Source organism: Streptomyces sp. NPDC054834 (assembly GCF_053611185.1).
Genome location: NZ_JBSGZV010000024.1, coordinates 60,886 through 86,407 on the forward strand (window position 1 = coordinate 60,886; position 25,522 = coordinate 86,407).

A 25,522-nucleotide genomic window follows, 5' to 3' on the forward strand; every position below is an offset into this window, starting at 1 on the left:
TCAGCCCGCCTCCGAGGCCTTCAGGCTCTGCACGACGTGCTCGACGAGCCTGCCGACGGTGAGCTCGATGATCTCCTCGAACTCCATGCCGGCCAGGAACTCGGCGAAGTTGACCCGGTTCCCGTAGTGCTCCTTCAGCAGACCGGCGAGGGCCACGAGATCGATGCTCTCCAGTTCGAGATCGCGGTTGAACGTGGTGTTCATGCCGATCTCGAGATCCTCGTCGCCGTACTCCTCCAGCAGGGTCAGGAGCAGGCCCCTGATGTCGGCGAGCACCACCTGCTCGTCGGCGTGCGCGGTGGTCGGCTCCGTGGGATTCATCGCTCCTGCTCCTCTTCGTCGTCGCCCGCCGGGCCCGTCGTCCAGGCCACGACGTAGTCCCGGGCCGGCAGTGCCGGGGGATTGCTGACCGGTGCGAGGCGCACCGTGTAGACGCGTTCCAGGCGGCCCGAGACCAGCAGCCGGTCTCCGGCCGGTACCGCGTGGAAGACGGCGAAGTCCCGGGGGCGGCCGCCGAATCCGGTGCCCTCCGCCTTGGCGACGGCCTCCTTGGCGGCCCAGAACCGGGTGAACCACAGCGAGGCGTCCCCCGCCGCGGACAGGTCGCGCAGCAGCCCGAGTTCGTCCGTGCCGAGCGCGGCGGCGAGGGCCGCCGGGTCCCGTTCGGTGACCTCTTCGATGTCGATGCCGGGGCCCGGTCCGGGCTTGTGCGGCCGTACGATCGCCACGCCCGCCTCGGCCCGGTGGGCCAGCGAGACGTCGAGCGCGGGCAGGGTGCGGCCGTGGACGCCCGTGACGTACGGGCGGCCCAGGTCGTCGTTGCGGACGCGGATCTCCGCCGGGAAGACCGGCCCCTCGCCGTGCTCCCACAGCCATCGCCGTACGGCGTCCTTGACCGCGATCCGGCCGAGCAGCCACTGTCTGCGGCCGCGCGGCGCGTGCTCGCCGTACTCCGCTCGCTCCGGGCCGGCCAGCGAGTTGCGCATGATCAGCTCGCGGGAGGCGAGGTCCGGCCACCGCTCGTGCAGCAGTGACCAGCCGCCGGGCCGGGGCTCGGAGAGGGTGTTGCGCTCGGGGAAGCGCTCGACCGGGCGGGTCTGCGGGTCGTTGTCGAACCGGCGGTCCTGCCAGCCGGTCAGCAGGGCCCACAGCCGTCCGGCGACGGTCAGTTCCACGTCCGCCTCGAGGACGGTGTCGGTGAGCGAGGTGATCCGCACCAGGCACTCGACCTTCGTACCGGGGGCCGGGTGCGGTCCGTGGAACCGCATGTGCCGCATCTGGACGGGGAACACGACGGTCCGCCCGGTCCGGGTCGCCATGATCCAGTAGCCGAGGATCTGGCCCACGTTGTCGAGCAGGGCGCCGGGGGCGGAGGGGGTGGTGATGACCCCGCGTACGTGCCGGTCGCCGATGCCGGTGAGTTCGGTGACCCCCTGGAACGCCGGTCCGTGGAACATCCAGCGCTCGGTGTAGAGCTGGGTGGCGGTGTGGTCGGGGACGCGTTCCGGGGTGGGGTGGGCCGTGCGGGTCACGGGCGGTGCGGGGTGCCGGTCGGCGAGTTCGACGACGGCGCGGGCCGTGGGGCCGAAGGAGACGGCGAGGCGGTGCGGGTCGTCCGGGGCGCGGGTGACGGTGACGGTGACGTCGACGGGCGGTGTGGCGGTCAGCCACCGGTCGAAGCGCGCCCCGTGCACGGCGACCGCCCGCATGCCGGGTGACGCCTGCTCCGCCGCGTCCATCATGTGCCGCACGATCGTGGTCGCCGGGACGACCGGCCACCGGTCCGCCACGTCCGGCCAGCCGGGGCGCTGTGGGAAGAAGCAGTGGTCGAGGAGGTGGGGCATGGTCTCGGGGGACACGCGGACGGTGGTCTGCCAGGTGGCCGGGGGGACGGGGGCGGTCGTCCCCGGGGCGGCCTCAGGGGCAGGGACCGGGGGCTGCCCGAAGGCCGTGGGGTCGGGGCCGGCCTTCGGCCCGGCGGCCGCGGGCACCGGAACGGCCGCCCGGCCGGCGGCCGCGGGTGCGCGGCGTCCTCCCTCAGGGTGACCGGCATGCGCTCCCGTGCGAGCGGGGGCCTGCCCGGTGGCCGCGGGGACCCGGGCGGGGGTGCGCCCGGCAGCGGCGGGCAGCGGGCCGGTCGTCTGCCGGGTGGCAACGGCAGAGCCGGCGCCGGTCCCGGGCGGGGGCGAGTGGTGTCCATGGCCACCCGCCGCGATGAGTGCGGCCGCCGTGTGCGCGGTGTCGCGCAGGAGCGCGTTCAGTTCGGCGGCGGCCGGAAAGCGTTCGGCCACGGCGTCCAGCGGGGACGGCATGCCGGCGACCGGGGTCGGGTCGGCGCCGGTTCGGTCTCGCGTCTCCCTCGCCGGAGGCGTCGCGCGTAACTCCGCGCGCAGTGCGGCCAGGGCCGGACCGTCGAGGGACACCAGCGCGCCGCCCAGGTCCAGCCGGACCGGCGGACGGTGCGGCCGGGCCGCGGGTACGGCGGCACACGGCCGGGGCAGTGCCGGTGCCACCAGCGCCCCGGCCACCCACAACGCCGTACCCGCGCGACGGAGTTGGGCGAGGCCCGTGCGGTGGGGCGAGTTCGCGGCGACGACCAGGTGATCGCGGTCGCCGAGGGTGTCGTCGATCAGGGAGGCGAGTTGCCCCGGGCCCACCTGGACGAAGGCGCGGTGCCCGGCGTCGTACAGGGCCTCGACGAGCGCGCGGAAGCGGACGGGCTCGAGCAGATGCCGGAGGAAGAGTTCGCGTACGGCGGCCTCGCCCTCCGGGAAGGGTGCCGCCGTGGTCCCGGACCAGACGGGGACGGTGGGCGGATGGAGCCGGAACCGGTCGGCGGCTTCCTTGATGGGCGCCAGGTAGGGCTCGAGCATCGGCGTGTGGAACCCGGAGCGGAAGGGCAGCACCTGACACAGCACGCCGCGGGCGCGGAAGGCCCGGACGAACTCGCCGACCGCCGTGTCCGGCCCGCACACCATCGACTGGCTGGGCGCGTTGTCGTGGGAGAGCACGATCCCGGCGTCCGCCCAGCCGTCGGCGAGGGCGGCGGCGACCTGCGCGGCGGGTGCGCCGACGGCGCCGAAGGCCAGGCCCGGGACGGTCACCGTGTCCGGGTCGAACCCGGCCATGAACGCGTCGACCTCGGCACCGGAGTACAGCCCGGCCACCGCCATCGCGGTCCATTCGCCGACGCTGTGCCCGGCCACCGCGTCCGGCACGACGCCGATGCGGCGCAGCGCCGCGTCGAGGAGCCGGCCCACGCCGACGACACCGGCGCCGTGCCGGCCCACGTCACCGACCCGCAGCTCCTCGGCGGGGGCCCCGGGAAGCCGGGGCAGGTCGAAGTGGGCGGCGATGTCGTCGACGCGGGGCGTGAACTCGGCTTCCAGGCCGGGGAAGACGAAGGCGAGTCTCCCCTGCCCGGGCCCGAGGAGCGGCCGGGTCCGGTACCAGACGTCGCTGCGGCCCTGCCAGGCCCGGCCCTTGCCGACCACTCGCCGGGCCAGCGCCAGCCGCTTGGCGGTCGGATCGACGATGCCCAGCCGGACCGGACCGGCCTCGGGGTGCGTCCGGTCGCTGTCCAGTCCGGAGTCGAGTACGGCGGAGTCGTCCGCGGCGAGGAGCGCGACGAGCCCCTCCGGGTGGTCGGCGGCGAGCAGGAGGACACGCTCGGGTTCGGTGACCCGGGCGGGGGTGCGCGGGGGCCCGTCCACGGCCTGTACCGAGCCCTCGGGCCGGTCGGCGCGTTCCGCGGCACGGGGGTCCTCGTCCCCGACGGCCCCGGAACCGGCGGGCCCGGAGGCACCGGCGGCGGCGCCGCCCACCACACCTGTCCCCCGGCCCGCCGGCTCACCGACGCCGGCCGGGGCCGCCGAAGCGCCCCCACCCGCATCCGCCCCCGAACCGCCCGGCCCGCCGACGCGTGCCGGGGCGCGGAGGTCGGCGCGTGCCATGGCCGGCGCCGTGTGCCCGCCGGGCGGCTCCTCCAGTACCACGTGGGCGTTGATCCCGCCGAAGCCGAACGCGTTCACCGCCGCCCGGCGTACCGGCCGGTCCGGGGTCGTGTCCCAGGGCACCGCCTTCCGCAGTGGCCGGAAGCGGGTGCGGGCGAGCGCGGGGTGGGGGTCGTCGCAGTGCAGGGTGGGCAGGAGCGTGCCGTGGTGGACGGCCAGGGCGGCCTTGACGAGGCCCGCCACTCCGGCGGCGGGCATGGTGTGGCCGATCATCGACTTCACCGAGCCGAGCACGGCGCGGTCCTCACTGTCCGGCGCGCCGGGGTCTCCCCGTCCGAACACCTCTGCCAGCGTGGCCAGTTCGGCCGCGTCACCGGCGGGGGTGGCGGTGCCGTGCGCCTCCAGCAGGCCGACCGCGCCGGGGGCGGCCGGGTCGAGGCCGGCGGCCCGCCAGGCCTGGCGTACGGCGTGGGCCTGGCCGCCCGGGTCGGGGTTGACGAGACCGGACGTACGGCCGTCGCTGGCCACGCCCGTGCCCCGGATCACCGCGTAGACGCGGTCGCCGTCGCGCTCGGCGTCGGCGAGACGCTTGAGGACGACCACGCCCGTGCCCTCGCCGATGAGGATGCCGTCGGCGTCCCGGTGGAAGGGGCGGATGCGCTGGCTCGGGGAGAGGGCGCGCAGCTGCGAGAACACGCTCCAGAGGGTGATGTCGTGGCAGTGGTGCACTCCCCCGGCCAGCATCAGGTCGCAGCGCCCGGCGGCGAGTTCGCCGACCGCCTGGTCGACGGCGACCAGCGAGGAGGCGCAGGCCGCGTCCACGGTGTAGGCGGGGCCGCGCAGGTCGAGCCGGTTGGCGATGCGGGAGGCCGCCAGGTTGGGCACCAGACCGATCGCGGACTCGGGGCTCTGCGGCCCCAGCCGTTCGGTGAACGCCTCCCGGACCCGGCCCAGTTGGTCTGGTGTCAGATCGGGCAGCAACTCGCCCAGCGTGCGTACGAGTTGTCCGGCCGTCCGGACCCGCTGGTCGAGCCGGACCAGGCCGGGGGTGAGGTAGCCGCCCCGGCCCAGGACGACACCGACGCGGTGCCGGTCGGGCAGCCGGTCCGCGCCGCCCGCGTCGGCGATCGCGGCGTCGGCCACGTGCAGCGCGATCAGCTGGTCCGGCTCGGTGCCCGCCACCGAGGCGGGCATGATGCCGAACCTCGTGACCTCCACCGCGGCCAGGCCGTCCACGAACCCGCCGCGCCGGCAGTACACCTGGTCGGCGACGGCAGGCCCGGTCGCGGCCGAGGGACGGTAGTAGTCGGCATCCCAGCGGCTCTCGGGCACGTCGCCGATCGCGTCCACGCCGTCGCGCAGGTTCTGCCAGTAGGCGTCGAGGTCGGCGGCCCCGGGCAGCAGGACCGCCATTCCGACGATCGCCACCGGAGTTTGACGCTCCGTCATGTCCGACATGTCACCAGCCCGAGGCGGTGTAGACGACCGCGCGGGCCGACTCGTCGCCCCAGGCGAGTTCCCGCAGCAGGGCCGCGGTGCCCTCTTCGGGGTCGATGAGCCGCACCCCGCGCCGGGCGTACTCCCGGCCGAGTTCAGGGCTGACCATGCCGGTGTGGCCGCCGGTGGGCGCCCACGGCCCCCAGTGCACGGTCAGCGCGCGGTGGCCGGTACGGGCCGCCCAGTCGGCGCCGAGGTCCTCCAGGGCGTCGTTGGCGGCCGCGTAGTCGGCCTGGCCCCGGTTGCCGAGGACGGCGGAGACGCTGCCGAACAGGACGGCGAAGCCCGGCCCGGTGGGGAGTTCCTCCAGGGCGGCCAGCAGGGTCGCCGCCCCGGCGGTCTTGGTGCCGTACACGCGCTGGAAGGACTCGGCGGTCTTCTCGGCGATGAGCCGGTCCTCGATCACCCCGGCGGCGAACACGACCCCGTCGAGCCGGCCGTGCTCGGCGTGGATCTCCTTGACCGCCTGGAGTGCCGCGTCCCGGTCGCGGAAGTCCACGGAGCGGTAGCGGGCGTCGCTGCCGAGTGCGGCGAGTTCCTCGAGCGTCGCGGTGATCTCCCGCTGCGCCAGCAGGAGTTCGGTGGCGCGGTTGACCTCGGCGGGCTTGCGCGGGCCGCCGCCCGCGTCGGCGGCGAGCGCCGCGCGCAGTTCGGCCGGGGTGCGGGCGCCGGCGGTCCGCGGGTCCTCGGGGCCGGTGGGGGCGGGGGTCCTGCCGATCAGTTCGATGCGGCAGCGGCAGGCGGAGGCGAGCGTGGCCGCGAAGCGGGCGGTGATCCCGCGGGCGCCGCCCACCAACAGCACCACGGAGTCCCGGTCGAGGCCGAGTGCGGCGGCCTCGGCGGCGCCGTCCCCCGCGGGACCTGCGCCGGTGGCGCCGAGCGGGCCCAGCGGTGCCTCGACGAGTTCCGTGCCGTGGCGGCCCGCGGCCGTGCGCAGGACGACGGGGGCCTGCTCGGGCGTCGGCGCGAGCAGCTCGGCGAGCAGGGCGTCGGCGACGGCGGACGGGGCGGTGTCGTCGAGGCCGACGACCCGTGCGAGGGTGTCCGGGTACTCGCGGGCGATGGTGCGGAACAGGCCGTACAGCCCGGCCGCGGGCAGTGCGTCGGCGCCGTCGGCGGGCCGGGCGGCCAGCAGCCGGCGCGGGCCCAGGGCCAGGGCGGCCCGCAGGACGGGGAAGGCGTCCGGCAGGACCGGGACGTCGGCGCCGGGCAGCGCGCCGAGGTAGAGGACGCCGTCCAGCGGGCCGTCCGCCTCGGTGAGGAGGTGCTCCCGGCCGGCGGTCACGACGTGGGCGCCGTACCCGGTGAGCCGTGCCTCGACCTGCCCGGCCGCGCCGGCGCCGTCGCCGAGGACGGCGAACCGCTGCCCGGCGAGGACGGCGGTGGGGTCCGGCGGGCCGTCGGGCAGGGGCACCGGGCGGAGCTCGAACCGTTTCGGAGCCTCGCCGGTGATCTCGGACGGCTCCGTGGGCTGGATCGTCGCCGGTTCAGCCCCCGTTCGGTCGTCGGCCGCGCTGAGCCGCGCCGCCAGCCAGTCGGTGACCGCCGCGGCCGTCCGCGCCCTGGCCAGCTCCTCCAACTCGGCGTCGTCGAGGGCCGCTTGGAGGTCGGTGGCGCCGCCGATGCCCAGCCGTTTGGCGAGTTCGCCCGCGATCTCGGCCCGTTTGATCGAGTCGATGCTCAGGTCCGCCTCCAGGTCGAGGTCGGGCTCGATCATGTCGACGGGGTAGCCGGTGCGTTCGCTGATGATCTCCAGGACGACACGCTGGACGTCGACGTCCGTGGGCGCACCGCTGTCCTGGGCGGGATCGGGCGCCGGCGACCAGGGGGCGGCCGCTTCGACGGGCGGGAACTCGGCGGGCAGCAGCTCGGCGGGCGCGGCCTGGGGCAGCGGGCCGGGGGCAGCCGGTGCGGGGATCGACGCGCCCGGTACCGCACCGAAGTAGGTCAGGAGGACGTCTCGCTGCGCGGCGATCATCTCCCGGCTGGTGCGCAGGAATTCGGAGATCAGCGCGTCCCGGCCGGCGGGGGCGCCGTGCGGGGCACCGTGCGGGGGGTTCGTCGTCACAGTCGTCTCCACGACACGTCGGGCCGGTGCGAGCGCACCGGGGAGGAGGTCTCCGGCGGCGGTGCGGACCAGCTGTCCGTCGACCGTCCACCCGGGCCGCTTGGGCGCCGGTGTGCGGACCGCGTCGACGGCGTCGCGTCCTCTCAGGAGCCAGGCGGTGCGCACCGGCCGTCCCGAGACGGCGAGTTGGGCGAGTGCGTCGAGCCAGCCGCGCAGGCCGCCGCCGTCGCGTGGCTCGCAGGCGACGGTGCGGTGCGGGCGGTCGCCGAGGATCTGCCGGACCAGCCGGGTGAGGACCGTGCCGGGCCCCGCCTCCACGAAGGTCCGCGCCCCCGCCTCGTACATCGCCTCGATCTGCCGGGCGAAGGCGACCGGCGCGCCGATCTGCGCGGCGAGTCCGGCGCGCACGGCGTCGGGGTCGGGGTCGTAGGGGGCGGCGGTGCGGTTGGACCACACCGGGAACTCGGGTGGCCGTACGGCCTTGTCCTTCAGGATCTTGGCGAACCGCTCGCCCGCGCCCGCCACCAGGGGACTGTGGAAGGCGCAGGCGACCGGGACGCCCTTGGCGGTGTGTCCGGCGGCGCGCAGCAGCCGTACGGCGGTGGCGATGTCCTCGGTGGGGCCGGAGATCACCGTCTGCTCTGGCGAGTTGTGGTTGGCGACGACGACCGTGGCGGGTGCGCCCGAGGCGCGCAGGGCCCGTTCGACGTCCTCGGCGCCGGCGGCGACGGCGGCCATGGTGCCGGGGTCGTCGCCCGCCGCGGCCAGGATCGCCGCCGCGCGTTCGGCGCTGAGCTCCAGCAGTGTCTCGGGGTCGAGGGCGCCGGCCGCGCAGAGGGCGGCCAGTTCGCCGTAGCTGTGTCCGGCCGCCATGTCGGGCCGTACGCCGGCGGCGGCGAGCAGGGCGTGTGCGGCGAGGCCGGTGATGCCGAGCGCGGGCTGGGCGGCCCGGGTGTCGGTGAGCGCGGCCCGCTGCCGGGCCCGCCCTGCCTCGTCGAAGGCGGCGGGCGGATACATCCGCTCGGCGTGCTCCCGTGCCGGCTCCAGGAACCGCTGTAGTTCGGGGAAGGCGAGGAACACCTCGGCGAGCATGCCGGGGCGCTGGCTGCCCTGGCCGGGGAAGAGGAAGGCGACCTTGCCCTCGGCGAGGGCCTCCTCCTCCTGCCGCGCCAGATGAATGCCGGCGTCCGGGTCGTGCTCCCCCGCCAGCGCCCTGCGCAACTGCCCGATCAGGGCGTCGACGTCACCCGCCACGATCGCCGCACGCACCGGTTCCGGGGAGGCGTCGGCTCGTTTCGCCGCACTCAGCGCGAGGTCGCGCAGCCGCCAGGGGCGCCCCTCGGCCTCGGCGGCCGTCAGCAGTTCCCCGATGGCGCGGTGGGCCGCCGGGAGGTCCCTGCCCCGGAAGAGGAACAGCTCGGCGGGCCAGGCGTCCAGCGCCTGCTCGGGCGGTACGGCGTCGCCGTGAGCGCCGATGACCACATGGAAGTTGGTGCCGCCGAAGCCGAACGCGCTGACCCCGGCGACCCGTTCCCCGGCCGGGGCCGCCCACGGCCGGGCCCGTGTGTGGAAGGCGAAGGGGCTCTCCCCCTCCCGCCAGGCCGCGTTGGGCCGCTCCAGGTGCAGGGTAGGTGGCTTGACGCCGGTGTAGAGGGCGAGCGTGGTCTTGATCAGGCCCGCGAGGCCTGCGGCACACTTGGTGTGCCCGATCTGCGACTTGACCGAGCCGAGCGAACAGCCGCCCGCGTCGGCGCCGGCGGTGGTGAAGACCTCGCTGAGGATGGAGAGTTCGGTGCGGTCGCCGACCACGGTGCCGGTGCCGTGGGCCTCGACGAGACCGACGTCGGCGGGTGAGACGCGTGCGTTGCGGTACGCCCTTTCCAGTGCGGCCCGCTGGCCCTCGGGGCGGGGTGCCGTCAGGCCGAGGGAGCGGCCGTCGCTGGACGAGCCGAGCCCCTTGATCACGCCGTAGATCCGGTCGCCGTCGCGTTCGGCGTCCGCCAGCCGCTTCAGGACGACGCAGGCGACGCCCTCGCCGAGCGCGATGCCGTCGGCCGAGCTGTCGAAGGCCCGCGAGCGGCCGGTCGGGGAGAGCGCGTGCACCGAGGAGAACAGGACGTAGTCGTTGATGCCGTTGTGCAGGTCGGCGCCGCCGCAGAGTACGACGTCGCTGGTCCCGGCGACGAGTTCCTTGCAGGCGACGTCGACCGCGGCCAGTGAGGAGGCGCAGGCGGCGTCGACGGTGTAGTTGGCCCCGCCGAGGTCGAGGCGGTTGGCGATCCGGCCCGAGATGACGTTGGCGAGCATGCCGGGGAAGGAGTCCTCGGTGAGCCGGGGCAGCTGTGCCTCCAGCCCGTCCGGCACCTTTCCGTAGTACGACGGCAGTACGGCGCGCAGTGTGGCGGCGTTGGACAGGTCGCTGCCCGCCTCCGCGCCGAAGACGACGGAGGTGCGGGAGCGGTCGAACTCCCGCCCCGTGTCGCCGTATCCGGCGTCGTCCAGTGCACGCCGGGCCGCCTCCAGGGACAGCAGCTGGACCGGCTCGATGCTGCCGAGCGAGGCGGGCGGGATGCCGTAACTCAGCGGGTCGAAGGGGATGGGGGGCAGGAAGCCGCCCCACTTTGACGTGGTGTTGCCGTCGGCGTGGTGGACGGCCGGGTCCCAGCGCTCGGGCGGGACCTCCGTGACCGCGTCGTGCCCGGCGACGACGTTCGCCCAGAAGGCGGGCAGGTCGGGGGCCTGGGGGAACATGCAGGCCATGCCGATGACAGCGATGTCGAGCGGCGCGGGCGCCGCCGGTCGCGGCGTCCGGTCGGCGCCGAGCCGTTCGGTCAGCTGCCTGGTGCGGCCGGCGAGCAAGCCGGCCGCGCCCTCGGTGACCGAGCGGTGCAGGGCGTCGATCGTGGTGGTCGCCGAGCGCAGGACGGCCACGTCTCCGGCCATGAACATGCCCTCGGCGAGCTGGCGTTGCTCGTCGACGGGCGTGAGTTCCCCGCCGTCGGGCCGGTCCAGGCCCTTGCTGGCGATGCGCAGCCGCCCGACGTTGAGCCGTTCCAGCTGCTCCCAGAGCCGCCGGTCCGGCACGCCCCGGGCGCGCAGCTCGGCTTCCCGGTCGCGGTAGTCGCGGGTGAAGGGGCTGGGCACGCAGCGGGTGGCGTGTCCGGGGGCGGTCTCCAGCAGGGCGGTCGTGGTCGCCGCGACGACCTGCCGCTGGAACAGGGGCTGGATGGCGCCGCGTTCGACCGCCTCGGCCGTGAACAGGTAGGCGGTGCCCATGAGGAGGCCGACCGCCGCGCCCCGGGCGGTGAGGGGTGCGGCGAGCGCGGCGACCATCGCCGCCGAGCGCTCGTCGTGCACGCCGCCCGCGAAGAACACCTCGATCCGCCGGGCGGTCTCGTCGTCCGCGGCGGACAGGAAGTCCTCCAGGACGGCGAGTTGGGCCTCCCACAGCGGGAAGCTCGCACGCGGTCCGACGTGGCCGCCGCATTCCGAGCCCTCGAACACGAACCGGCGGGCCCCGGCCTCCAGGAACTGCCTGAGCAGGCCCGGCGAGGGCACGTGCAGGAAGGTGCTGATGCCGGCCCGTTCCAGCGCCTCGGCCTGGGCGGGCCTGCCGCCCGCGATGATCGCGTGGCTGGGCCGCAGTTCCCGTACGGCTTCGAGCTGGGCGTTCCTGACGTCCTCCGGCGCGAACCCGAGCACGCCCACACCCCACGGCCGGCCCGCCAGCACCGCCTGGGTCTCCGCCAGCATCGCCCGGGCCTGCTCGCCGCTCGCGAGGGCCAGCGCCAGGAACGGCAGCGCGCCCCCGTCGGCCACGGCGGCGGCGAACCCCGCCTGGTCACTGACCCGGGTCATGGGTCCCTGCGCCACGGGCAGCCGGGTGCCGAGGGCCCGGCTCATCGGGGAGCCGGGGAGCAGGGCACGGCCGGGAGCGCTCGCGGGGGAAGCGTCGCCGGAATCGGCCGGCGGACCCTCCGCCGACGCCTCCCGCACGGCCGTCGTGAGCCCACGTACGGTGCCGCCCACGTCCCGCCATCGCTCGGCGAAACGGGCCGCGAGGAAGCCGTCCTGTCCCACCGGCAGCAGTTGGCGGCGCGGGTCCTGGGCGCCGAGCATGGCCGCGACCGCCGCCGGGTCGTCGGCCGGCAGGGGCGGCGCGTCCGGGCCCCGGCGGCGCAGTACGCGGTGCCCGCCGACCACGACGGTCTCCGAGCCGTCCAGGGAACGCAGTGCCGCCGCCGTCGCCTCGGGCAGCTCGGACTCGGCCAGCAGGGCCAGTTGGCCGTCGAGCACCACCCCGGCCGCCCCGCCGGCCACGGCGGCCGCCGCCGTACGGGGCCCGATGCCGCCGCAGGCCCACACCGGCACGTCCAAGTCGGGGTCGGCCAGCAGCTGTTGGAGAAGTACGAAGGTGCTGAGGCCGCCGATCCGGCCGCCGCTCTCGCCGCCCCGGGCGATCAGTCCGTGCGCCCCGCCACGGACCGCCTCGCGGGCCGCGGCCAGGTCCGTCACCTCGACCAGAACGCGGTGGCGGGCGGCGATCTCGTCGACGTGCCACGGCGCGTCCGGCGCCAGCACCACGGTGTCCGGTGCGCCCGCACGCTCCTCCCCCGGGCCCGTCGGGCCATGTGCGAGGAGGTCTTCGGGCCGCATCCGGCAGTGCGCGGCCACCCGCACCCCGTACGGCCCGGGGACCATCCGTCTCAGGCGGGCCAGCGCCTCACGGGTTCTTCGGTCGCCGGCTCCCAGGTCCAGGACGCCGAGTCCGCCGGCCCGGGATGCCGCCGCGGCGAGCCTGGCATCGGGTTCTCCGAAAGGGGTGACGCAGATGATCAGGTCCAGGGCGCGCACGGCAGACGTCATGATGCTCCGAGAAAATCGGTGGACCAGTACGGTGGGGGACTTGTGCGACGGGGAACTCCTGTGCAAGGCCACCGGAAACTAGCGAGCGACTTACTCGCCGGTCAATATCGGCGCTGGCCTTGCCCATGCCGTCGAATTGATTCGGCCAGCCATCGGAACTCACCGCAAGAGCCGAAAATCCGAGCAATTCCCTTCAGTCGCACCACCGCGCAGGCCATGCCCGGGTACGCACCACACCACCGCAAGCCCGTCAAAGCGTCCGAGGGATTCACCCACCACTCACCCCGGCGCAACGCGCCGGGCCGCCGAGCCGCACTCTGTTAAATCCGCATGTCCGCCGCGCCGTGGCTCGATCGGGGCGGCGCCCGCGGGAAACCGCTCGACAGCCTAATTCCCGCGCGCGAAACGCGAATCAGGGAAAATTAACGTAAACCATTGAAGTAACGGCCAGTGACGGGTGAGGGCTAGCCGAATGCCGACACCCAGGTCGTCGCGCTCCCGGTCGCGCCGGACCGGACGGAGGCGAGGTCGTCGACCGGTGCGGTGAGCGATCCGACGGTGTCGGTGGGCGGTGCCGGTGACGCCTCGGCCGGTCCGGCGCCCTCACAACAGCCGACCTGGGCGATGCGGGTCCGGTGGTCCTCCGGCGGCGGCGCGGGCCGGTCCTGTGGTGCGTCCGCTCCCGGGGGCGCGGGGGCGGACGTCTGCTCCGGCGCCGGCTGGCGGGGCTTCCCGTCGTCGGGAGTCTTCCGCGGCGCCTGCCCGGTCAAGGGCTCCAGCGTCCACCGCTGCTGCTCGGAGCCGTCGCGGGCGGTGACGACCACGTGGGTGCGGGACGTGCCGGAACCAGGGGCGACGGCCAGCCCCCCGGGCCGGCGGAGCAGGAGTTCGCCGCGAACGGTCAGGTCGTAGGACACCTCGCCGGCGTGCACGACGCAGCCGGCCAGGACGACCGACCCGGCGTCGGGGTCGGCGGCGAGGCAGAGGGCCGGATCGGCGACGCTGCGCAGCAGTCCGTCGTCCTCGTACGACCACTGCTGGGACCGGTCGGAGGAGCACGCCGTGAGCAGCGCGCGGGCTCCGTCCCTGACCCGGCCGCCGCGCACGTCCAGGCACAGCCCGGCGGCGCGGCCGCGCAGCCTGCCCTGGCCGACCTCGACGGTCCGGCCGGCGGAGGCGGCCGACGGGGACGGCGCCGGGGGCGCCTCGCCGCCGGCGCCCGGACGGGCGGAACTGCCGCTGGGGGCGCCCCAGGTCGCGCGGGGGCGGGGGACACGGCCGTCGTCGGACCAGCTTCTGGCGGCGAGGACGGTGGCGAGCAGCGCGAGGGAGGTGAGGCCGACGCCGATCATCAGAGCCTTGCGGCGGCCGCTCCCGGGCTCGGTGCGATGACGTCCTCCGGCCGCCGGGTGGACGGCCTCCGGCGCGGGCGGCCGCTCCTCGGCGGCGCCGCGTCCCGCGCGCGAGTCGAGATAGCGGCGGGCGCCCCAGCCGAGCACGGTCTCGGCGAGCAGCACGTCCAGGCCGTCCTCGAAGTGGCTGAGCTGTTCCGCGGCGTACCGGCAGTAGCGGCACTCCACCAGATGCCGTCGCACATCGGGCAGCAGGGCGGCGCCCCGGTGAATGGGGACCTCCAGCAGACGGTTGTAGAAGCGGCATTCCTTGGTGGGTGCGAGTTCCCGGTGGGCGCGTACGCAGGCCACCCGGAATTGCTCGCGAGACTGCCCCAGAGCGGCCGACGCGGTGGCTGTGTCGACCCCCAGCAGACCGGCTGGTATGTTTATCGGTTCGGCCTCGACCTCGGTGTGCCACAGAAGGCATTGGGAGGCTCCCGGGAGTGCCCGGAATGCGCGCTCGGCGAGTTGGCGCCTTTCGGGGGTGCCGGGCATCGCCGCGCGTAGACCGCGGCCGCCGTTGGGTTTGCGCAATTCCGGCAGGACGATGGGAATCACGTCGTCGGCGGCCCAGGCCCGGACCGTCTCCCGTACGGCCACCAGGAGCTGCGGGCGCAGGGCGCCGCCGACCGCCCCGCCCGACAGGCGGCCGAGTACCCGGCTGAAGGCGGAGGTGGCCACCAACTGGGCCGAACTCGTGGAAGTCGACAGGCAGATGACCGCGTAGTCGCAGGTCGCGCGCCAGTGCCGGGCCAGTAGCAGGGCGACCGCGCGGTGGCTGCCCTCGCCCGTGCCGCGCAGCTGGGCGACGAGGTCACGGTCGGAATCCCCCGGTCCGGATCCGGGGCGCGGCGGGTACGGCGGGCGTGGGGGGTGAGGGGGCTGCACTGGACCTTTTCCTTCCGAGCCGCAGGCGGCACGGGGAATGCGCGCCCTGCGGAAATCAGTGCTGATTGGTGCGTACCTTAGGAGCTCGGCCTTCCTCCATGAGCCCGGCCTCGCCCCTCCCGCGGGAGGCTCACCTTCGCACACGCGCCTCACAGGAAACAAGAAGTTCGAGTGACCCAAGTTCAGGGTCCGGGTAATTCAGCGGAGTTACCGACGGTATCCGCACCCTCATTCGAAAGCGGCGTTCGAGGAAGCATCAAACACTGGTCGGCAAAGGCCGGATGACGCACCGTCCACAGGCTTCTCCCATGACTCTCCCGGCGCGCTCTCATCCCCGTCCCCCAGCATGGAGCGCATGATCGCCCCCCACTCACCAGCCGGCCCTGCCCTCCCCCGCACGGTGCGCAAGGCCGTCGTCCCGGCCGCCGGGCTGGGCACCCGGTTCCTGCCCGCGACGAAGGCGACACCGAAGGAGATGCTGCCGGTCGTCGACAAGCCGGCCATCCAGTACGTCGTCGAGGAGGCCGCCGCGGCCGGCCTCGACGACATCCTCATGGTCACCGGGCGGCACAAGCGCGCCATCGAGGACCACTTCGACCACGCCTACGAACTGGAGCAGGCCCTCGCGGCCAAGGGCGACACCGTGCGCCTCGACGCCGTGCGGGACCCGGCGCGCCTGGCGGACATCCACCACATCCGCCAGGGTGACCCGCTCGGCCTGGGCCATGCCGTCCTGTGCGCCCGCCGGCACGTCGGCGACCAGCCCTTCGCCGTCCTCCTCGGCGACGACCTGATCGACCCGCGTGAGACCCTGCTCAGCCGCATGCTCGACGTCCGCGACCGGTACGCCGGCAGCGTGGTCGCCCTCATGCGGGTCGCCCCCGCCCAGATCCACCTGTACGGCTGCGCGGCCGTGGAACCCACCGGCGAGGACGACGTCGTACGCGTCACCGGCCTGGTGGAGAAGCCGTCCCGCGAGAGCGCCCCGAGCGCCTACGCGGTGATCGGGCGCTACGTCCTCGACCCGGCCGTCTTCGACACCCTTGAGCGCACGCCGCCCGGCCGCGGCGGCGAGATACAGCTGACGGACGCCCTCCAGGAACTGGCCGAGGGCGGCACGGTGCACGGGGTCGTCTTCGACGGGCTGCGCTACGACACCGGCGACAGGGCGGACTACCTCCGCACGGTGGTCCGCCTGGCCTGCGGCCGCCCGGATCTGGGCCCGGAATTCGTGGCCTGGCTCAAGGAGTTCGTCGCGGAACTGGAGGGCGACACAGCCGGGCGGGAGGAGGGACGGCGGGCAGCCTGAAAGCGTGGTTCAGCTGTTCGGCCGCAGCGTCCACACCACCGTCATCTCCCCGGTGACGGCGCCGTCCTCCCGCTGGATGGCTACGGTCACGGGGAACTCCGGGCGCTTGCCCTCGTCTAGTTCGGCGACGACGTCCGCGACGGGGCGGCCGAGGGTCGCCGTGGCCTTGACCGGCCCGAGGGCGATCTTCTTGAACGCGATCTCCGCGGTGACCGGGAGCGGCACGGCACGCGAGAGCTGGTCGCCGAAGGCGGCGAGCACGATGGCACCGCTGGCCGACTCGCCGAGGGTGAACATCGCCCCGGCGTGCGGCCCACCGACGTGGTTGCGGTACTCGCTCTGGTCCGGCAGGGACAGCACGGCCCGCTCCGGAGCGGTCTCGAGGTACTCGAGGTTCAGGGTCCGCACCATCGGCACCGTGGCGGCCAGCAGCTCGCCGATCGACATCTGGTCTGCGCTCATGGCCCTCATGTTACTCACGAGTAGGCGATCCTGGCCAGAGCCCGCACGCCACCCACTAGGGTTACGTGCCATGTGGCCAGGACAGCAGCCGCCCGGGGGCGAGCAGAACCCGCAGAACAACCCGTACCAGCAGCCGGGTTACCAGCAGCCGAATCCGTACCAGCAGCCCGGCTACCAGCAGTACCAGCAGCCCAACCCCTATGCGCAGCAGCCGCAGCAGCAGCCGCCACAGCAACCGCCGCAGTGGGACGCTCCGGCACCCGTCGGCGCCCCCCAGCCGCCGCAGCCGCCGCAGGGCGGTGGCGGCGGGAACCGGACGAAGCTGGTCGCGATCGTGGCGGCCGCCACCGTGGTCGTCGCGGCCGGCGTGACCGGATTCCTCGTGCTGGGCGGTGGCAAGGACGACGAGGGAGGCGGTTCGAACGGCAAGGCGAGTACGTCGCCGACCGCCACCTCCTCGGCCTCGGACGACAACCCGCGCGGCGACGAGACCGACAAGCCGACCGTCGCGGGCTGGAAGGTCGTGGTCAACCCCAGGTGGGGCACGGCCTTCGATGTCCCCGCGGACTGGCAGGTCGACCCCCCGGGCAGCAACATCGCCTTCCCCGACGAGAAGTCGTCCGACGGCAAGCTGGTCGACACGATGTCGGCACCGGCCGAGTACAAGCCCAAGTGGTGCACGTCCGACGACGACAAGGACGGCCGGACCTCGGACACCGCGCTGGCCGCGGCGGGCACGAAGGGCGCGAGCGGCGCCAAGAGCCCGGGCGACGCGGCGATCGGGGAAGCGCCCACGTGGGTGTACGGCGGCTACACCCAGCCGGACAAGAAGAGCGTCACGTACGACAAGAAGGCCACCTCGTACACGACCGCCTCGGGCGTCAAGGGCGCCTACGCCTGGGCGCGTTCGACGAACACCCCGCGCAAGGGCAAGTGCGCGAGCGACGGCAAGACACTCAGCTTCGGCTTCAAGGACTCCGCCGGGGACCTGGTGACGTTCAACATCTTCGGCGCCAAGGGCGTGAAGGACGAGGTCGACACCGCGACCATCATGAAGATCCTCAGCACGGTACGGCTGCACGGGGAACCGACGGCGAGCTGACCGCTCAGCCGATGCCGAAAGCCCCGTCGGGCGGCGCCGGTGACGGTACGGCGTCCTCGTCCCGTACCGGTGCGGCGGCGCCGGTGAACTCCCGCAGCGCCGTACCGTGTTCGACCCGGGCCGGGAAGGCGTCGGAGGCGGTGCGCCGGGCCAGGGTGGCCGTGTCGACCGGGTGGTGCGCGGCGACCAGCACGGCGTTGCCGAACCGGCGGCCGCGCAGCACACCCGGCTCGGCGATCAGCGCCAGCTCCTCGAAGACGGCCGCGAAGGTGGCGAGCTGGGAGCGGAGGAAGGCGAACGGCGCGGCGTCGGCGAGGTTGGCGAGATACACCCCGCCGGCGCGCAGCACGCGGGCGGCCTCGCGGGCGTAGGCGAGCGAGGTGAGGTGCGCGGGGACCCGGGAGCCGCCGAAGACGTCGGCGATCAGCACGTCCGCCGAGCCGGCCGGGGCGGCCTCGAGCCAGGCCCGGGCGTCGGCGGCGTGCAGCGTGATGCCGGCGCCGTCCGGCAGCGGCAGGTGCTCGGCGACGAGCTCCAGCAGCCCCCGGTCGGCCTCCACGACGTCCTGCCGGGACCCGGGCCGGGTCGCCGCGAGATACCGGGGCAGGGTCAACGCGCCGCCGCCGAGGTGCAGCACGTCCAACGGTCGCCCCGGCTCGGCCACGGTGTCCAGGACATGCCCGAGCCGCCGCGCGTACTCGAACTCCAGATGCGTCGGCGCGTCCAGGTCCACGTACGACTGCGGCGCCCCGTCGACCGTGAGCAGCCACGCCCGCTCCCGGTCGACGTCCGGCATCAGCTTGGCGGTGCCGTGGTCGGTGGCACGGGAGACGGGTATGGACTCGTTCACCTTCCCATTGTGCCTAGTACACGGCGGTCACCGTGCCCGCTCCGACAGTCCTGCCGCCCTCCCGGACGGCGAACCCGAGCCCCGGCTCGAGCGGCACCTCACGTCCCAGCTCCACGGTCATGGCAACCGTGTCCCCGGGCCGCGCCACCGCCACCTCACCGAGGTCCACGTCCCCGACCACGTCGGCCGTACGGATGTAGAACTGCGGCCGGTACCCGGTGGAGACGGGGGTCGTACGCCCGCCCTCCCGGGCGGACAGCACGTACACCTGCGCCGAGAACCGGCGCCGAGGCACGACGCTCCCCGGCGCGGCCACCACATGCCCCCGCCGGACGGCGTCCCTCGGCACCCCGCGCAGCAGCAGCGCCACGTTGTCCCCGGCCTCGGCCTCCTCCATGGGCTTGCCGAAGGTCTCCAGCCCGGTGACGACCGTCTCGACCCCGGCGCCGAGCACCTCGACCCGGTCGCCGGCCCGGACCGTGCCCCGTTCGACGGCACCCGTGACGACGGTCCCCCGCCCGGTGATGGTGAGCACGTTCTCCACCGGCAGCAGGAACGGCGCGTCCAGGTACCGCTCCGGCATGGGCACATACGTGTCCACGGCGTCGAGCAGCGCCTCGATGGACGCCGTCCAGCGCGGGTCGCCCTCCAGGGCCCTGAGGCCGGAGACCCGTACGACGGGGGCGGCGTCGCCACCGTAGCCGTGCGCGGTGAGCAGGTCGCGGACCTCGAGCTCGACCAGGTCGGTGAGCACGCTTTCCTCGCCGTCGTCGACGGCGTCGGCCTTGTTCAGGGCGACGACGATGTGGTCCACGCCCACCTGCCGGGCGAGCAGCACGTGTTCGGCGGTCTGCGGCATGATCCCGTCCAGCGCGGAGACGACCAGGATCGCGCCGTCCAGCTGGGCGGCGCCGGTGACCATGTTCTTGACGTAGTCGGCATGGCCCGGCATGTCCACGTGCGCGTAGTGCCGGGTGTCGGTCTCGTACTCGACGTGCGCGATGTTGATGGTGATGCCGCGCGCGGCCTCCTCCGGGGCCCGGTCGATGCGGTCGAAGGGCATGAACGTGCCGGTGCCGCGCTCGGCGAGGACCTTGGTGATGGCGGCGGTCAGGGTGGTCTTGCCGTGGTCGACGTGACCCATCGTGCCGATGTTCAGGTGCGGTTTGGTGCGTACGTATGCCGTCTTGGGCATGGCTGAGTACCTCGAAGCCTCTGTGTGGGAAGATCCGGGAGAGATGGGGACCCCGAGGACTCGCCGACCCTCCCCCTGCGGGGTCCGCCGGACGTTCCGGAGAGGGTCAGCTTCGGGCGCCGTCGACAGCGGCCAGGAAGATCGGGACGGCAGCCTTCGGGGCATCCGCGACCGCGGATGCTGCGAGGAGGAAGGCGTGCCGGAACATGACGTAGATCATGGCCGACGCTTTGTCCCACGTCGAATGGTTTTTCGGGCGCTGACCCGCCCCGGATACCTCGCAACGGACGGGTTCCATACGGCGATCACACACGCTCGTCGGTTAATGTCACCGGATGCTCGATGCCACCAACCGCTCTGGGGGCACCGCCGCGGCCTCTCCCCGGGCCGCCGCCACGGAGCTCGCGGTCGCCGTCCCCACGGCCGCGACCGTTCCGCCCCTTCCGTCCGTCCCGTCCCTCCTGCCCGCAGCCCCGTCCGGCTTCGCCGCCCGCCGCACGCGCGCGCTGCTGTCGCCGTGGTCGCGGCTGTCGCTGCTCGTGGTGCTGCTCGCGGCCGCCGCGGCATGCGTGCTGCTCTTCGAACCGCAGCGGCTGATCACGCACGGCTGGCCGCCGCAACTCGGCGGGACCGCCGCGGCGGCCGTTTTCGCGGCGGCGTACGGGGTGTGCACGGTGGCCTTCGTGCCCCGGCCGCTGCTCAACCTCGCGGCGGGCGCCCTGTTCGGCTCCCAGGTGGGCCTCGGGACGGCACTGACAGGCACCGTGCTCGGTGCCGGGGTCGCCTTCGGGCTGGGCCGGCTGCTCGGTCAGGACGCGCTGCGTCCGCTGCTGCGCGGCCGCTGGCTGAAGGCGGCCGACGGACAGCTCAGCCGGCACGGCTTCCGCTCGATGATGGTGGCGCGGCTCTTCCCCGGCGTGCCGTTCTGGGCCGCGAACTACTGTGCCGCCGTCTCCCGCATGGGCTGGCTGCCGTTCCTGCTGGCGACGGCGCTCGGCTCGGTCCCGAACACCGCCGCGTACGCCGTCGCCGGGGCCCGCGCCTCGGCGCCGACCTCGCCGGCGTTCCTGGTGGCGATGGCCTTGATCGCCGTACCCGCGCTGGTGGGCATGGTGGTGGCCTGGCGCAAGCGCCACCACCTGCGCGCCCGCTGAGGACCTGCACGAGCCGTCAGACGGCTTCCAGAACCATCGCGTTGGCGAGTCCGCCGGCCTCGCACATCGTCTGCAGCGCGTAGCGGGCGCCGCGCTCGCGCATCGCGTGGACGAGGGTCGTGGTGAGCCGGGTGCCGCTCGCGCCCAGCGGGTGGCCTAGGGCGATCGCGCCGCCGTGCGCGTTGACCTTGGTGAGGTCGGCTCCGGTCTCCTGCTGCCAGGCCAGGACCACGCTGGAGAAGGCCTCGTTGACCTCGAACAGGTCGATGTCCGCGAGGGTGAGGTGCGCCCTGCGCAGCACCTTCTCGGTCGCCGGTATGACGCCGGTGAGCATCAGCAGCGGGTCGGAGCCGGTGACGGCGAAGCTGTGCAGCCGGGCCAGCGGACGCAGGCCGAGCCGCTGCGCGGTCTCCGCGGAGGTGATCAGTACCGCCGAGGCGCCGTCGTTGACGGGGCTGGCGTTGCCCGCGGTGACGTTCCACTCGATCTGCGGGAAGCGTTCGGCGAACCCCGGGTCGAAGTAGGCGGGCTTGAGCCCGGCGAGGATCTCCGGGGTGCTGCCGGGCCGCACCGACTCGTCGCGGGAGACGCCGTCCAGGGGCGCGACCTCGGCGTCGAACAGTCCGCTCTCCCAGGCAGCGGCGGCCTTCTGGTGCGAGGAGACCGCGAAGGCGTCCATCTGCTCGCGCGTGATGGACCACTTGGCGGCGATGAGCTCGGCGCTGATGCCCTGTGGGACGAGCCCCTCGGGGTAGCGCTCGGCGATCCCGGGGCCGAAGGGGTCCTTTCCGGGCGGCACGTTCGACCACATCGGCACCCGGCTCATCGACTCCACGCCACAGGCGACGACGAGGTCGTAGGCGCCCGCGATGACGCCCTGGGCGGCGAAGTGCACCGCCTGCTGGGAGGAGCCGCACTGCCGGTCCACGGTGGTGGCCGGGACGGTCTCGGGCAGGCCCGCGGACAGGGCCGCGTACCGGGTGGTGTTCATGGCCTGCTCACCGACCTGGTCGACGGTGCCGCCGATGACGTCGTCGATCAGGGCGGGGTCGACGCCGGAGCGCTCGACGAGGGTGCGCAGGGTGTGGGCGAGGAGCACGACGGGGTGGACGTGCGCGAGGGCGCCGTTCGGCTTGCCCTTGCCGATGGGCGTGCGTACGGCTTCGACGATGACTGCGTCACGCATGGTGCGGGCCTCCACGACTACGGGGACTACCGGTGAGTAGGAAAACCAAACTCACCATAGCTCGCCGAGTTGGAAAATCAAACCCTCACCTAGACTGGGCGCATGGCCGCCACGAAAGATCCGCGCCCCTGCTCCATCGCCGACGCCCTGGCGCTCGTCGGGGAGAAGTACTCGCTGCTCGTACTGCGCGAGGTGTGCCTCGGCAACGGCCGCTTCGACCAGCTGGTGCGCAACATCGGCGCCCCGCGCGACATCCTGGCCACCCGGCTGCGCCGGCTCGTGGACGCCGGGATCCTGACCAAGCGGGCCTACAGCGAGCGCCCGCAGCGCTTCGAGTACCGGCCCACACAGGCGGGCCTGGAGCTGGAGCCGGTCCTGATGACCCTCATGGCGTGGGGCGACCGCCATCTGCGTGCAGACGACGACCGCCCCATGGTGATCGAGCACATCTGCGGCCACGAACTCGTCCCGGCCGTCACCTGCCGGGCCTGCGGCGAGACCGTACGCCACGAGGACCTCACGGCCCACCCGCAGGCCCAGGGCTGGACGGTGACGGGACCGACAGCCGCGTAGCCCCTGCCGTCAGGCGGGCCCCGGATACACGTCGAGCCGGTCGAGCTGCTCCGCCGTCACCGCCGGCGCTCGCGCCACTCGGCGATCCGCCGTACGAGCGCGGCAGCGGACCGGCGGACACCCGCCGACGTCTCCGAGCTGGACGGCGGCCGGCCCGACGGCTGCCCGGCCCCTGCCCTCAGGCCGGCCCCGGATACACGTCGAGCCGCCCGCACATGCCGAACTTCCCGTACTCCGACGGCTGCTCGGCCCGTACGACGGCACCGGCCAGGTGGGAGGCGTCCCCTCGCTGGAGCCGGTCGAGCTGCTCCCGCGTCGTCGCCGCGGCGGCCTCCGCGCCACGCCGCCAGCGCTCGCGCCACTCGGCGATCCGGGGCCGTACGAGCGCCGCGGCGGCGCGGTGGAAGGCCGCCAGTGCCTCCGGGCCGGAGGCCTCGCGCAGCGCCCGGTACCCCTCCAGCGCGAGGTCGCGCCGGGCGCGGGCGATCCGCTCCCGTTCCGCCTCCGGCGCGCCGGCCGGGATGGTGGTTGCGGCGGCGTAGGCCTCGGGATCGGCCAGCTGTTCCGGGGGCAGCGTGAGCACCGCGTCCCCCGCCTCGGGCAGCCCGCTGTTCTGCATGAGGACGGTGATGCGCAGGTCGTCCTCGTTGACGAGCCGGTGGATGGTCCCCGGTGTGAACCAGGCCACCGTGCCGGGCACGAGGGGCGTGACCTCGTACCCGGACGTCGTGAGCGTCTGCACGGCACCCCGCCCGCCAGTGACCACGTACGCCTCCGAACAGGCCAGGTGCAGATGGGGAGTTCCACCGCGGACGCCGTCGGCGGCGGGCCAGTCGTACACGCACAGCCGGGAGACGGCGACGCCGCCCGGCAGGCCCGTGAACTCCCCGTCGCTCACCACGGATGCGCCTCCAGGTACTTGGCGATCTCCGCGCGCTCCCATGCCCCGTCCGCCACGACGACCCGGTAACGCCGGCGCAGCGTGTCGCCGGGAGCCAGTTCCAGCTCGTCGAAGAACGCCCAGGAGGGGGCGACCGCGGCGAACGGCTCGCTGCGCACGAACCAGTGGGCCGGGTGGGTCCCGTCGGCACCGAGGTGGTCGTTCTCGGGAGCGTGCGCGAAGACGAGCGTCGCGTGCCCGTCGGAGACGTCGTGCTCGCCGGAGAAGGCCAGCCAGGGCGCCTGGGCGCCCATCAGGTCGGGGCCCTCGGCGTCCGGGCCGATGATCCGGCCGTCGCGGAAGGCTCGCGGGCCGCGCCAGAACAGGCCCGTGTACCCGGCCATCTCACGCCCCGCGGTCGTCGGGCTGCCGAAGCGCAGCGGCTCGGCCCGCCGGTTGGTGATGGCGCTGGTCCAGGTCAGCGCCCAGGAACCCGACGCCGGGTCCACGTCGTGCACCTCGATCCGGCGCTCCTCCTCCGCCCACAGGTCACCGCCGTACGGGTGCCAGGTCAGCCGTTCCGCGATGACCACACGGTCGTCGTGCGCGGTGACCTCGTCGAAGGCCACGTGTGCCATCGAGCCGACCTGCTCCGGGAGTTCGAGGTACCCCTGGCCGTGGACGTAGGAGTTGCCGCCCCACAGGTTGGCGCCGGACAGGTGCGAGGCCGTCAACTGAAGGCCCTTGTGCCAGCGGTGGTCGTTGGGCCGGTAGCCGGTGACGACGTCTCCGGCCAGCGTCCGGATCGGGTGGAGGTACGGCTTCGGCGCCTCCCACGCGGCCTCCGGCCGGTAGACGTAGGCGAGGAGTTCGACGCCGGTACCGGGCACGCTGACGGTGATGCGGTCACCGTGGGCGTGGACGAGGCGCAGCCGGCTCATGCGGGTCACGCGGACACCTCCTCCGCGACGACGGGCGACCAGCCTGGCGCGCCGCCGTGCATCGCCGTGTAGAACGGGTCGCCGGGCCCGATCTCGCCCGCCTTCACCGTCGTGTCCGTGAACGCCGACTTGTACAGCGCGGTGATCAGCTCCAGGCTGGTCCGCCCGTCCGCCCCGCTGCTGCGCGGCCGCTCCCCCGCGCGCATGCTCGCGACCAGCTCCCGCAGCTGCGCCAGGTGCGAACTGGGCACGTCGGCGCCGAAGTCCTGCCAGGCGGCGGCCTCGTCGCCCGGCACGTCCCGGGCCGGGGTGATGCGCCAGTTCGCGTTGCTGTGGCCGTAGAGATGGGTGAGGTCGACGGTGGCCCGTTCGCAGTCGATGCGGATGCGGCTCACCTCGTCGGGGCTCAGGACGCTGTTGACGATCGTCGCCATGGCGCCGCTCTCGAACCGGACCAGCGCCGTGGAGACGTCCTCGGTCTCCACGTCGTGGACCAGCCGCCCGGCCATGGCGCGCACCTCGCTCCACGGGCCGAGCAGGTCCAGCAGCAGATCCATCTGATGGATGCCGTGTCCCATGGCGGGCCCGCCGCCCTCGGTGTGCCAGCGGCCCCGCCAGGGCACGGCGTAGTAGGCGGTGTCGCGGTACCAGGTGGTCTGGCAGTGCGCCACCAGCGGACGCCCCATCGCCCGCTCGGTGATGAGCCGGCGCACGTGCCGGGAGCCCGAACCGAAGCGGTGCTGGAAGACGATCGAGGCGTACGGACCGCCGTCCGTCCCCTCCTCCGCCTCCACGGCGTCGTAGTCGGCGAGCGTCGGCACCGGCGGCTTCTCGCACCACACCCAGGCCCCGGCGCGCAGCGCGGCCACGGTCTGCTCGCGGTGCAGCGTAGGCGGGGTGCAGACGCACACCAGGTCGGGCCGCTGCTCCTCGAGCATCCGGTGCAGGTCGGTGTAGGCGTGCGGGATGCCGGCCTCGGCGCAGAACTCCTCGACGGCCCGCGCGTCGATGTCCACGGCGGCGACGACCTCCGTCTCGCCCTCCTCGGCGAGCCGCGCGAGCGCGGGCAGATGGGAACCTCGTCCGATGGCGCCGGCGCCGACGACGGCGGCCCGGATGCGCCGGCCGGTGAGCGGGGTGGTGGGGCGGGGCATGGGCGTGATCAGCACTCCTCCGGGGACGGCGGGCGTGCGCGGACCAGCAC

General features: G+C 74.2%; 15 protein-coding genes. 4 read left to right on the top strand and 11 right to left on the bottom strand.

The features are described from left to right. The 4 genes from ACWGJM_RS28485 to ACWGJM_RS28500 all read right to left on the bottom strand — a co-directional run bounded on the left by ACWGJM_RS28485 (position 1) and on the right by ACWGJM_RS28500 (position 14,666). Positions 1–321 (bottom strand): phosphopantetheine-binding protein, encoded by a 321-nt coding sequence (locus ACWGJM_RS28485; protein ID WP_453414576.1) that lies wholly within the window; start codon positions 319–321, stop codon positions 1–3. Further along, the gene (locus ACWGJM_RS28490; RefSeq protein WP_453414577.1) at positions 318–5,402 is read right to left on the bottom strand and encodes a beta-ketoacyl synthase N-terminal-like domain-containing protein; all 5,085 of its coding nucleotides are present in this window, start codon (positions 5,400–5,402) and stop codon (positions 318–320) included. Before ACWGJM_RS28490 ends, ACWGJM_RS28485 begins: the two co-directional genes overlap by 4 nt. A gap of 10 nt (positions 5,403–5,412) precedes the next feature. Further along, positions 5,413–12,384, bottom strand: a complete 6,972-nt coding sequence (locus ACWGJM_RS28495) for an SDR family NAD(P)-dependent oxidoreductase (RefSeq protein ID WP_453414578.1) — start codon at positions 12,382–12,384, stop codon at positions 5,413–5,415. A gap of 464 nt (positions 12,385–12,848) precedes the next feature. Then, positions 12,849–14,666, bottom strand: a complete 1,818-nt coding sequence (locus tag ACWGJM_RS28500; RefSeq protein ID WP_453414579.1) for an RICIN domain-containing protein — start codon at positions 14,664–14,666, stop codon at positions 12,849–12,851. Between the two features lie 355 nt (positions 14,667–15,021). Here ACWGJM_RS28500 and galU point away from each other — a divergent pair, with 355 nt between their 5' ends. Continuing rightward, positions 15,022–15,975, top strand: coding sequence for a UTP--glucose-1-phosphate uridylyltransferase GalU (gene galU, locus ACWGJM_RS28505; RefSeq protein WP_453414580.1), 954 nt, complete (start codon positions 15,022–15,024; stop codon positions 15,973–15,975). A gap of 9 nt (positions 15,976–15,984) precedes the next feature. Here the strand turns inward: galU and ACWGJM_RS28510 are convergent, their stop codons facing one another. Then, positions 15,985–16,422, bottom strand: coding sequence for a DUF4442 domain-containing protein (locus tag ACWGJM_RS28510; RefSeq protein WP_453414640.1), 438 nt, complete (start codon positions 16,420–16,422; stop codon positions 15,985–15,987). Positions 16,423–16,507: 85 nt separating this feature from the next. Between ACWGJM_RS28510 and ACWGJM_RS28515 the strand changes: the two genes are divergently transcribed. After that, on the top strand, positions 16,508–17,539 hold the full coding sequence (locus ACWGJM_RS28515) for a hypothetical protein (protein ID WP_453414581.1): 1,032 nt from the start codon (positions 16,508–16,510) through the stop codon (positions 17,537–17,539). Between the two features lie 4 nt (positions 17,540–17,543). On the opposite strand, the gene ACWGJM_RS28520 is transcribed toward ACWGJM_RS28515, so the two are convergent. Both ACWGJM_RS28520 and tuf read right to left on the bottom strand, forming a co-directional pair. Then, on the bottom strand, positions 17,544–18,389 hold the full coding sequence (locus ACWGJM_RS28520) for a spermidine synthase (protein ID WP_453414582.1): 846 nt from the start codon (positions 18,387–18,389) through the stop codon (positions 17,544–17,546). Positions 18,390–18,402: 13 nt separating this feature from the next. Next, positions 18,403–19,584, bottom strand: coding sequence for an elongation factor Tu (gene tuf, locus ACWGJM_RS28525; RefSeq protein WP_453414583.1), 1,182 nt, complete (start codon positions 19,582–19,584; stop codon positions 18,403–18,405). A gap of 335 nt (positions 19,585–19,919) precedes the next feature. Here tuf and ACWGJM_RS28530 point away from each other — a divergent pair, with 335 nt between their 5' ends. Further along, on the top strand, positions 19,920–20,738 hold the full coding sequence (locus tag ACWGJM_RS28530; RefSeq protein ID WP_453414584.1) for a TVP38/TMEM64 family protein: 819 nt from the start codon (positions 19,920–19,922) through the stop codon (positions 20,736–20,738). A 16-nt stretch (positions 20,739–20,754) separates the two neighbouring features. On the opposite strand, the gene ACWGJM_RS28535 is transcribed toward ACWGJM_RS28530, so the two are convergent. Then, complete coding sequence (locus ACWGJM_RS28535; protein ID WP_453414585.1) at positions 20,755–21,924, bottom strand: thiolase family protein; 1,170 nt, start codon at positions 21,922–21,924, stop codon at positions 20,755–20,757. Positions 21,925–22,026: 102 nt separating this feature from the next. Between ACWGJM_RS28535 and ACWGJM_RS28540 the strand changes: the two genes are divergently transcribed. Beyond that, positions 22,027–22,497: a winged helix-turn-helix transcriptional regulator gene (locus tag ACWGJM_RS28540; RefSeq protein ID WP_453414586.1), complete on the top strand. Its 471-nt coding sequence runs from the start codon at positions 22,027–22,029 to the stop codon at positions 22,495–22,497. A gap of 178 nt (positions 22,498–22,675) precedes the next feature. On the opposite strand, the gene ACWGJM_RS28545 is transcribed toward ACWGJM_RS28540, so the two are convergent. The 3 genes from ACWGJM_RS28545 to ACWGJM_RS28555 are packed head-to-tail and all read right to left on the bottom strand — an operon-like array spanning position 22,676 to position 25,472. Continuing rightward, positions 22,676–23,440, bottom strand: coding sequence for a cupin domain-containing protein (locus ACWGJM_RS28545; protein ID WP_453414587.1), 765 nt, complete (start codon positions 23,438–23,440; stop codon positions 22,676–22,678). Further along, the gene (locus tag ACWGJM_RS28550; RefSeq protein WP_453414641.1) at positions 23,392–24,318 is read right to left on the bottom strand and encodes a DUF6807 domain-containing protein; all 927 of its coding nucleotides are present in this window, start codon (positions 24,316–24,318) and stop codon (positions 23,392–23,394) included. The genes ACWGJM_RS28545 and ACWGJM_RS28550 overlap by 49 nt, the downstream gene beginning before the upstream one ends. A gap of 5 nt (positions 24,319–24,323) precedes the next feature. Further along, positions 24,324–25,472: a Gfo/Idh/MocA family protein gene (locus ACWGJM_RS28555; RefSeq protein ID WP_453414588.1), complete on the bottom strand. Its 1,149-nt coding sequence runs from the start codon at positions 25,470–25,472 to the stop codon at positions 24,324–24,326. Positions 25,473–25,522 lie beyond the last annotated feature (50 nt).

Excerpts from the sequence above, each read along its gene's own strand:
- ACWGJM_RS28485 (WP_453414576.1), bottom strand. The coding sequence starts at position 321 with ATGAATCCCACGGAGCCGACCACCGCGCACGCCGACGAGCAGGTGGTG.
- ACWGJM_RS28490 (WP_453414577.1), bottom strand. The coding sequence starts at position 5,402 with ATGACGGAGCGTCAAACTCCGGTGGCGATCGTCGGAATGGCGGTCCTG.
- ACWGJM_RS28495 (WP_453414578.1), bottom strand. The coding sequence starts at position 12,384 with ATGACGTCTGCCGTGCGCGCCCTGGACCTGATCATCTGCGTCACCCCT.
- galU (WP_453414580.1), top strand. The coding sequence starts at position 15,022 with ATGATCGCCCCCCACTCACCAGCCGGCCCTGCCCTCCCCCGCACGGTG.
- ACWGJM_RS28510 (WP_453414640.1), bottom strand. The coding sequence starts at position 16,422 with ATGTCGATCGGCGAGCTGCTGGCCGCCACGGTGCCGATGGTGCGGACC.
- ACWGJM_RS28515 (WP_453414581.1), top strand. The coding sequence starts at position 16,508 with ATGTGGCCAGGACAGCAGCCGCCCGGGGGCGAGCAGAACCCGCAGAAC.
- tuf (WP_453414583.1), bottom strand. The coding sequence starts at position 19,584 with ATGCCCAAGACGGCATACGTACGCACCAAACCGCACCTGAACATCGGC.
- ACWGJM_RS28530 (WP_453414584.1), top strand. The coding sequence starts at position 19,920 with ATGCTCGATGCCACCAACCGCTCTGGGGGCACCGCCGCGGCCTCTCCC.
- ACWGJM_RS28535 (WP_453414585.1), bottom strand. The coding sequence starts at position 21,924 with ATGCGTGACGCAGTCATCGTCGAAGCCGTACGCACGCCCATCGGCAAG.
- ACWGJM_RS28540 (WP_453414586.1), top strand. The coding sequence starts at position 22,027 with ATGGCCGCCACGAAAGATCCGCGCCCCTGCTCCATCGCCGACGCCCTG.
- ACWGJM_RS28545 (WP_453414587.1), bottom strand. The coding sequence starts at position 23,440 with ATGGGAGCGCGCGGAGATCGCCAAGTACCTGGAGGCGCATCCGTGGTG.
- ACWGJM_RS28550 (WP_453414641.1), bottom strand. The coding sequence starts at position 24,318 with ATGAGCCGGCTGCGCCTCGTCCACGCCCACGGTGACCGCATCACCGTC.
- ACWGJM_RS28555 (WP_453414588.1), bottom strand. The coding sequence starts at position 25,472 with ATGCCCCGCCCCACCACCCCGCTCACCGGCCGGCGCATCCGGGCCGCC.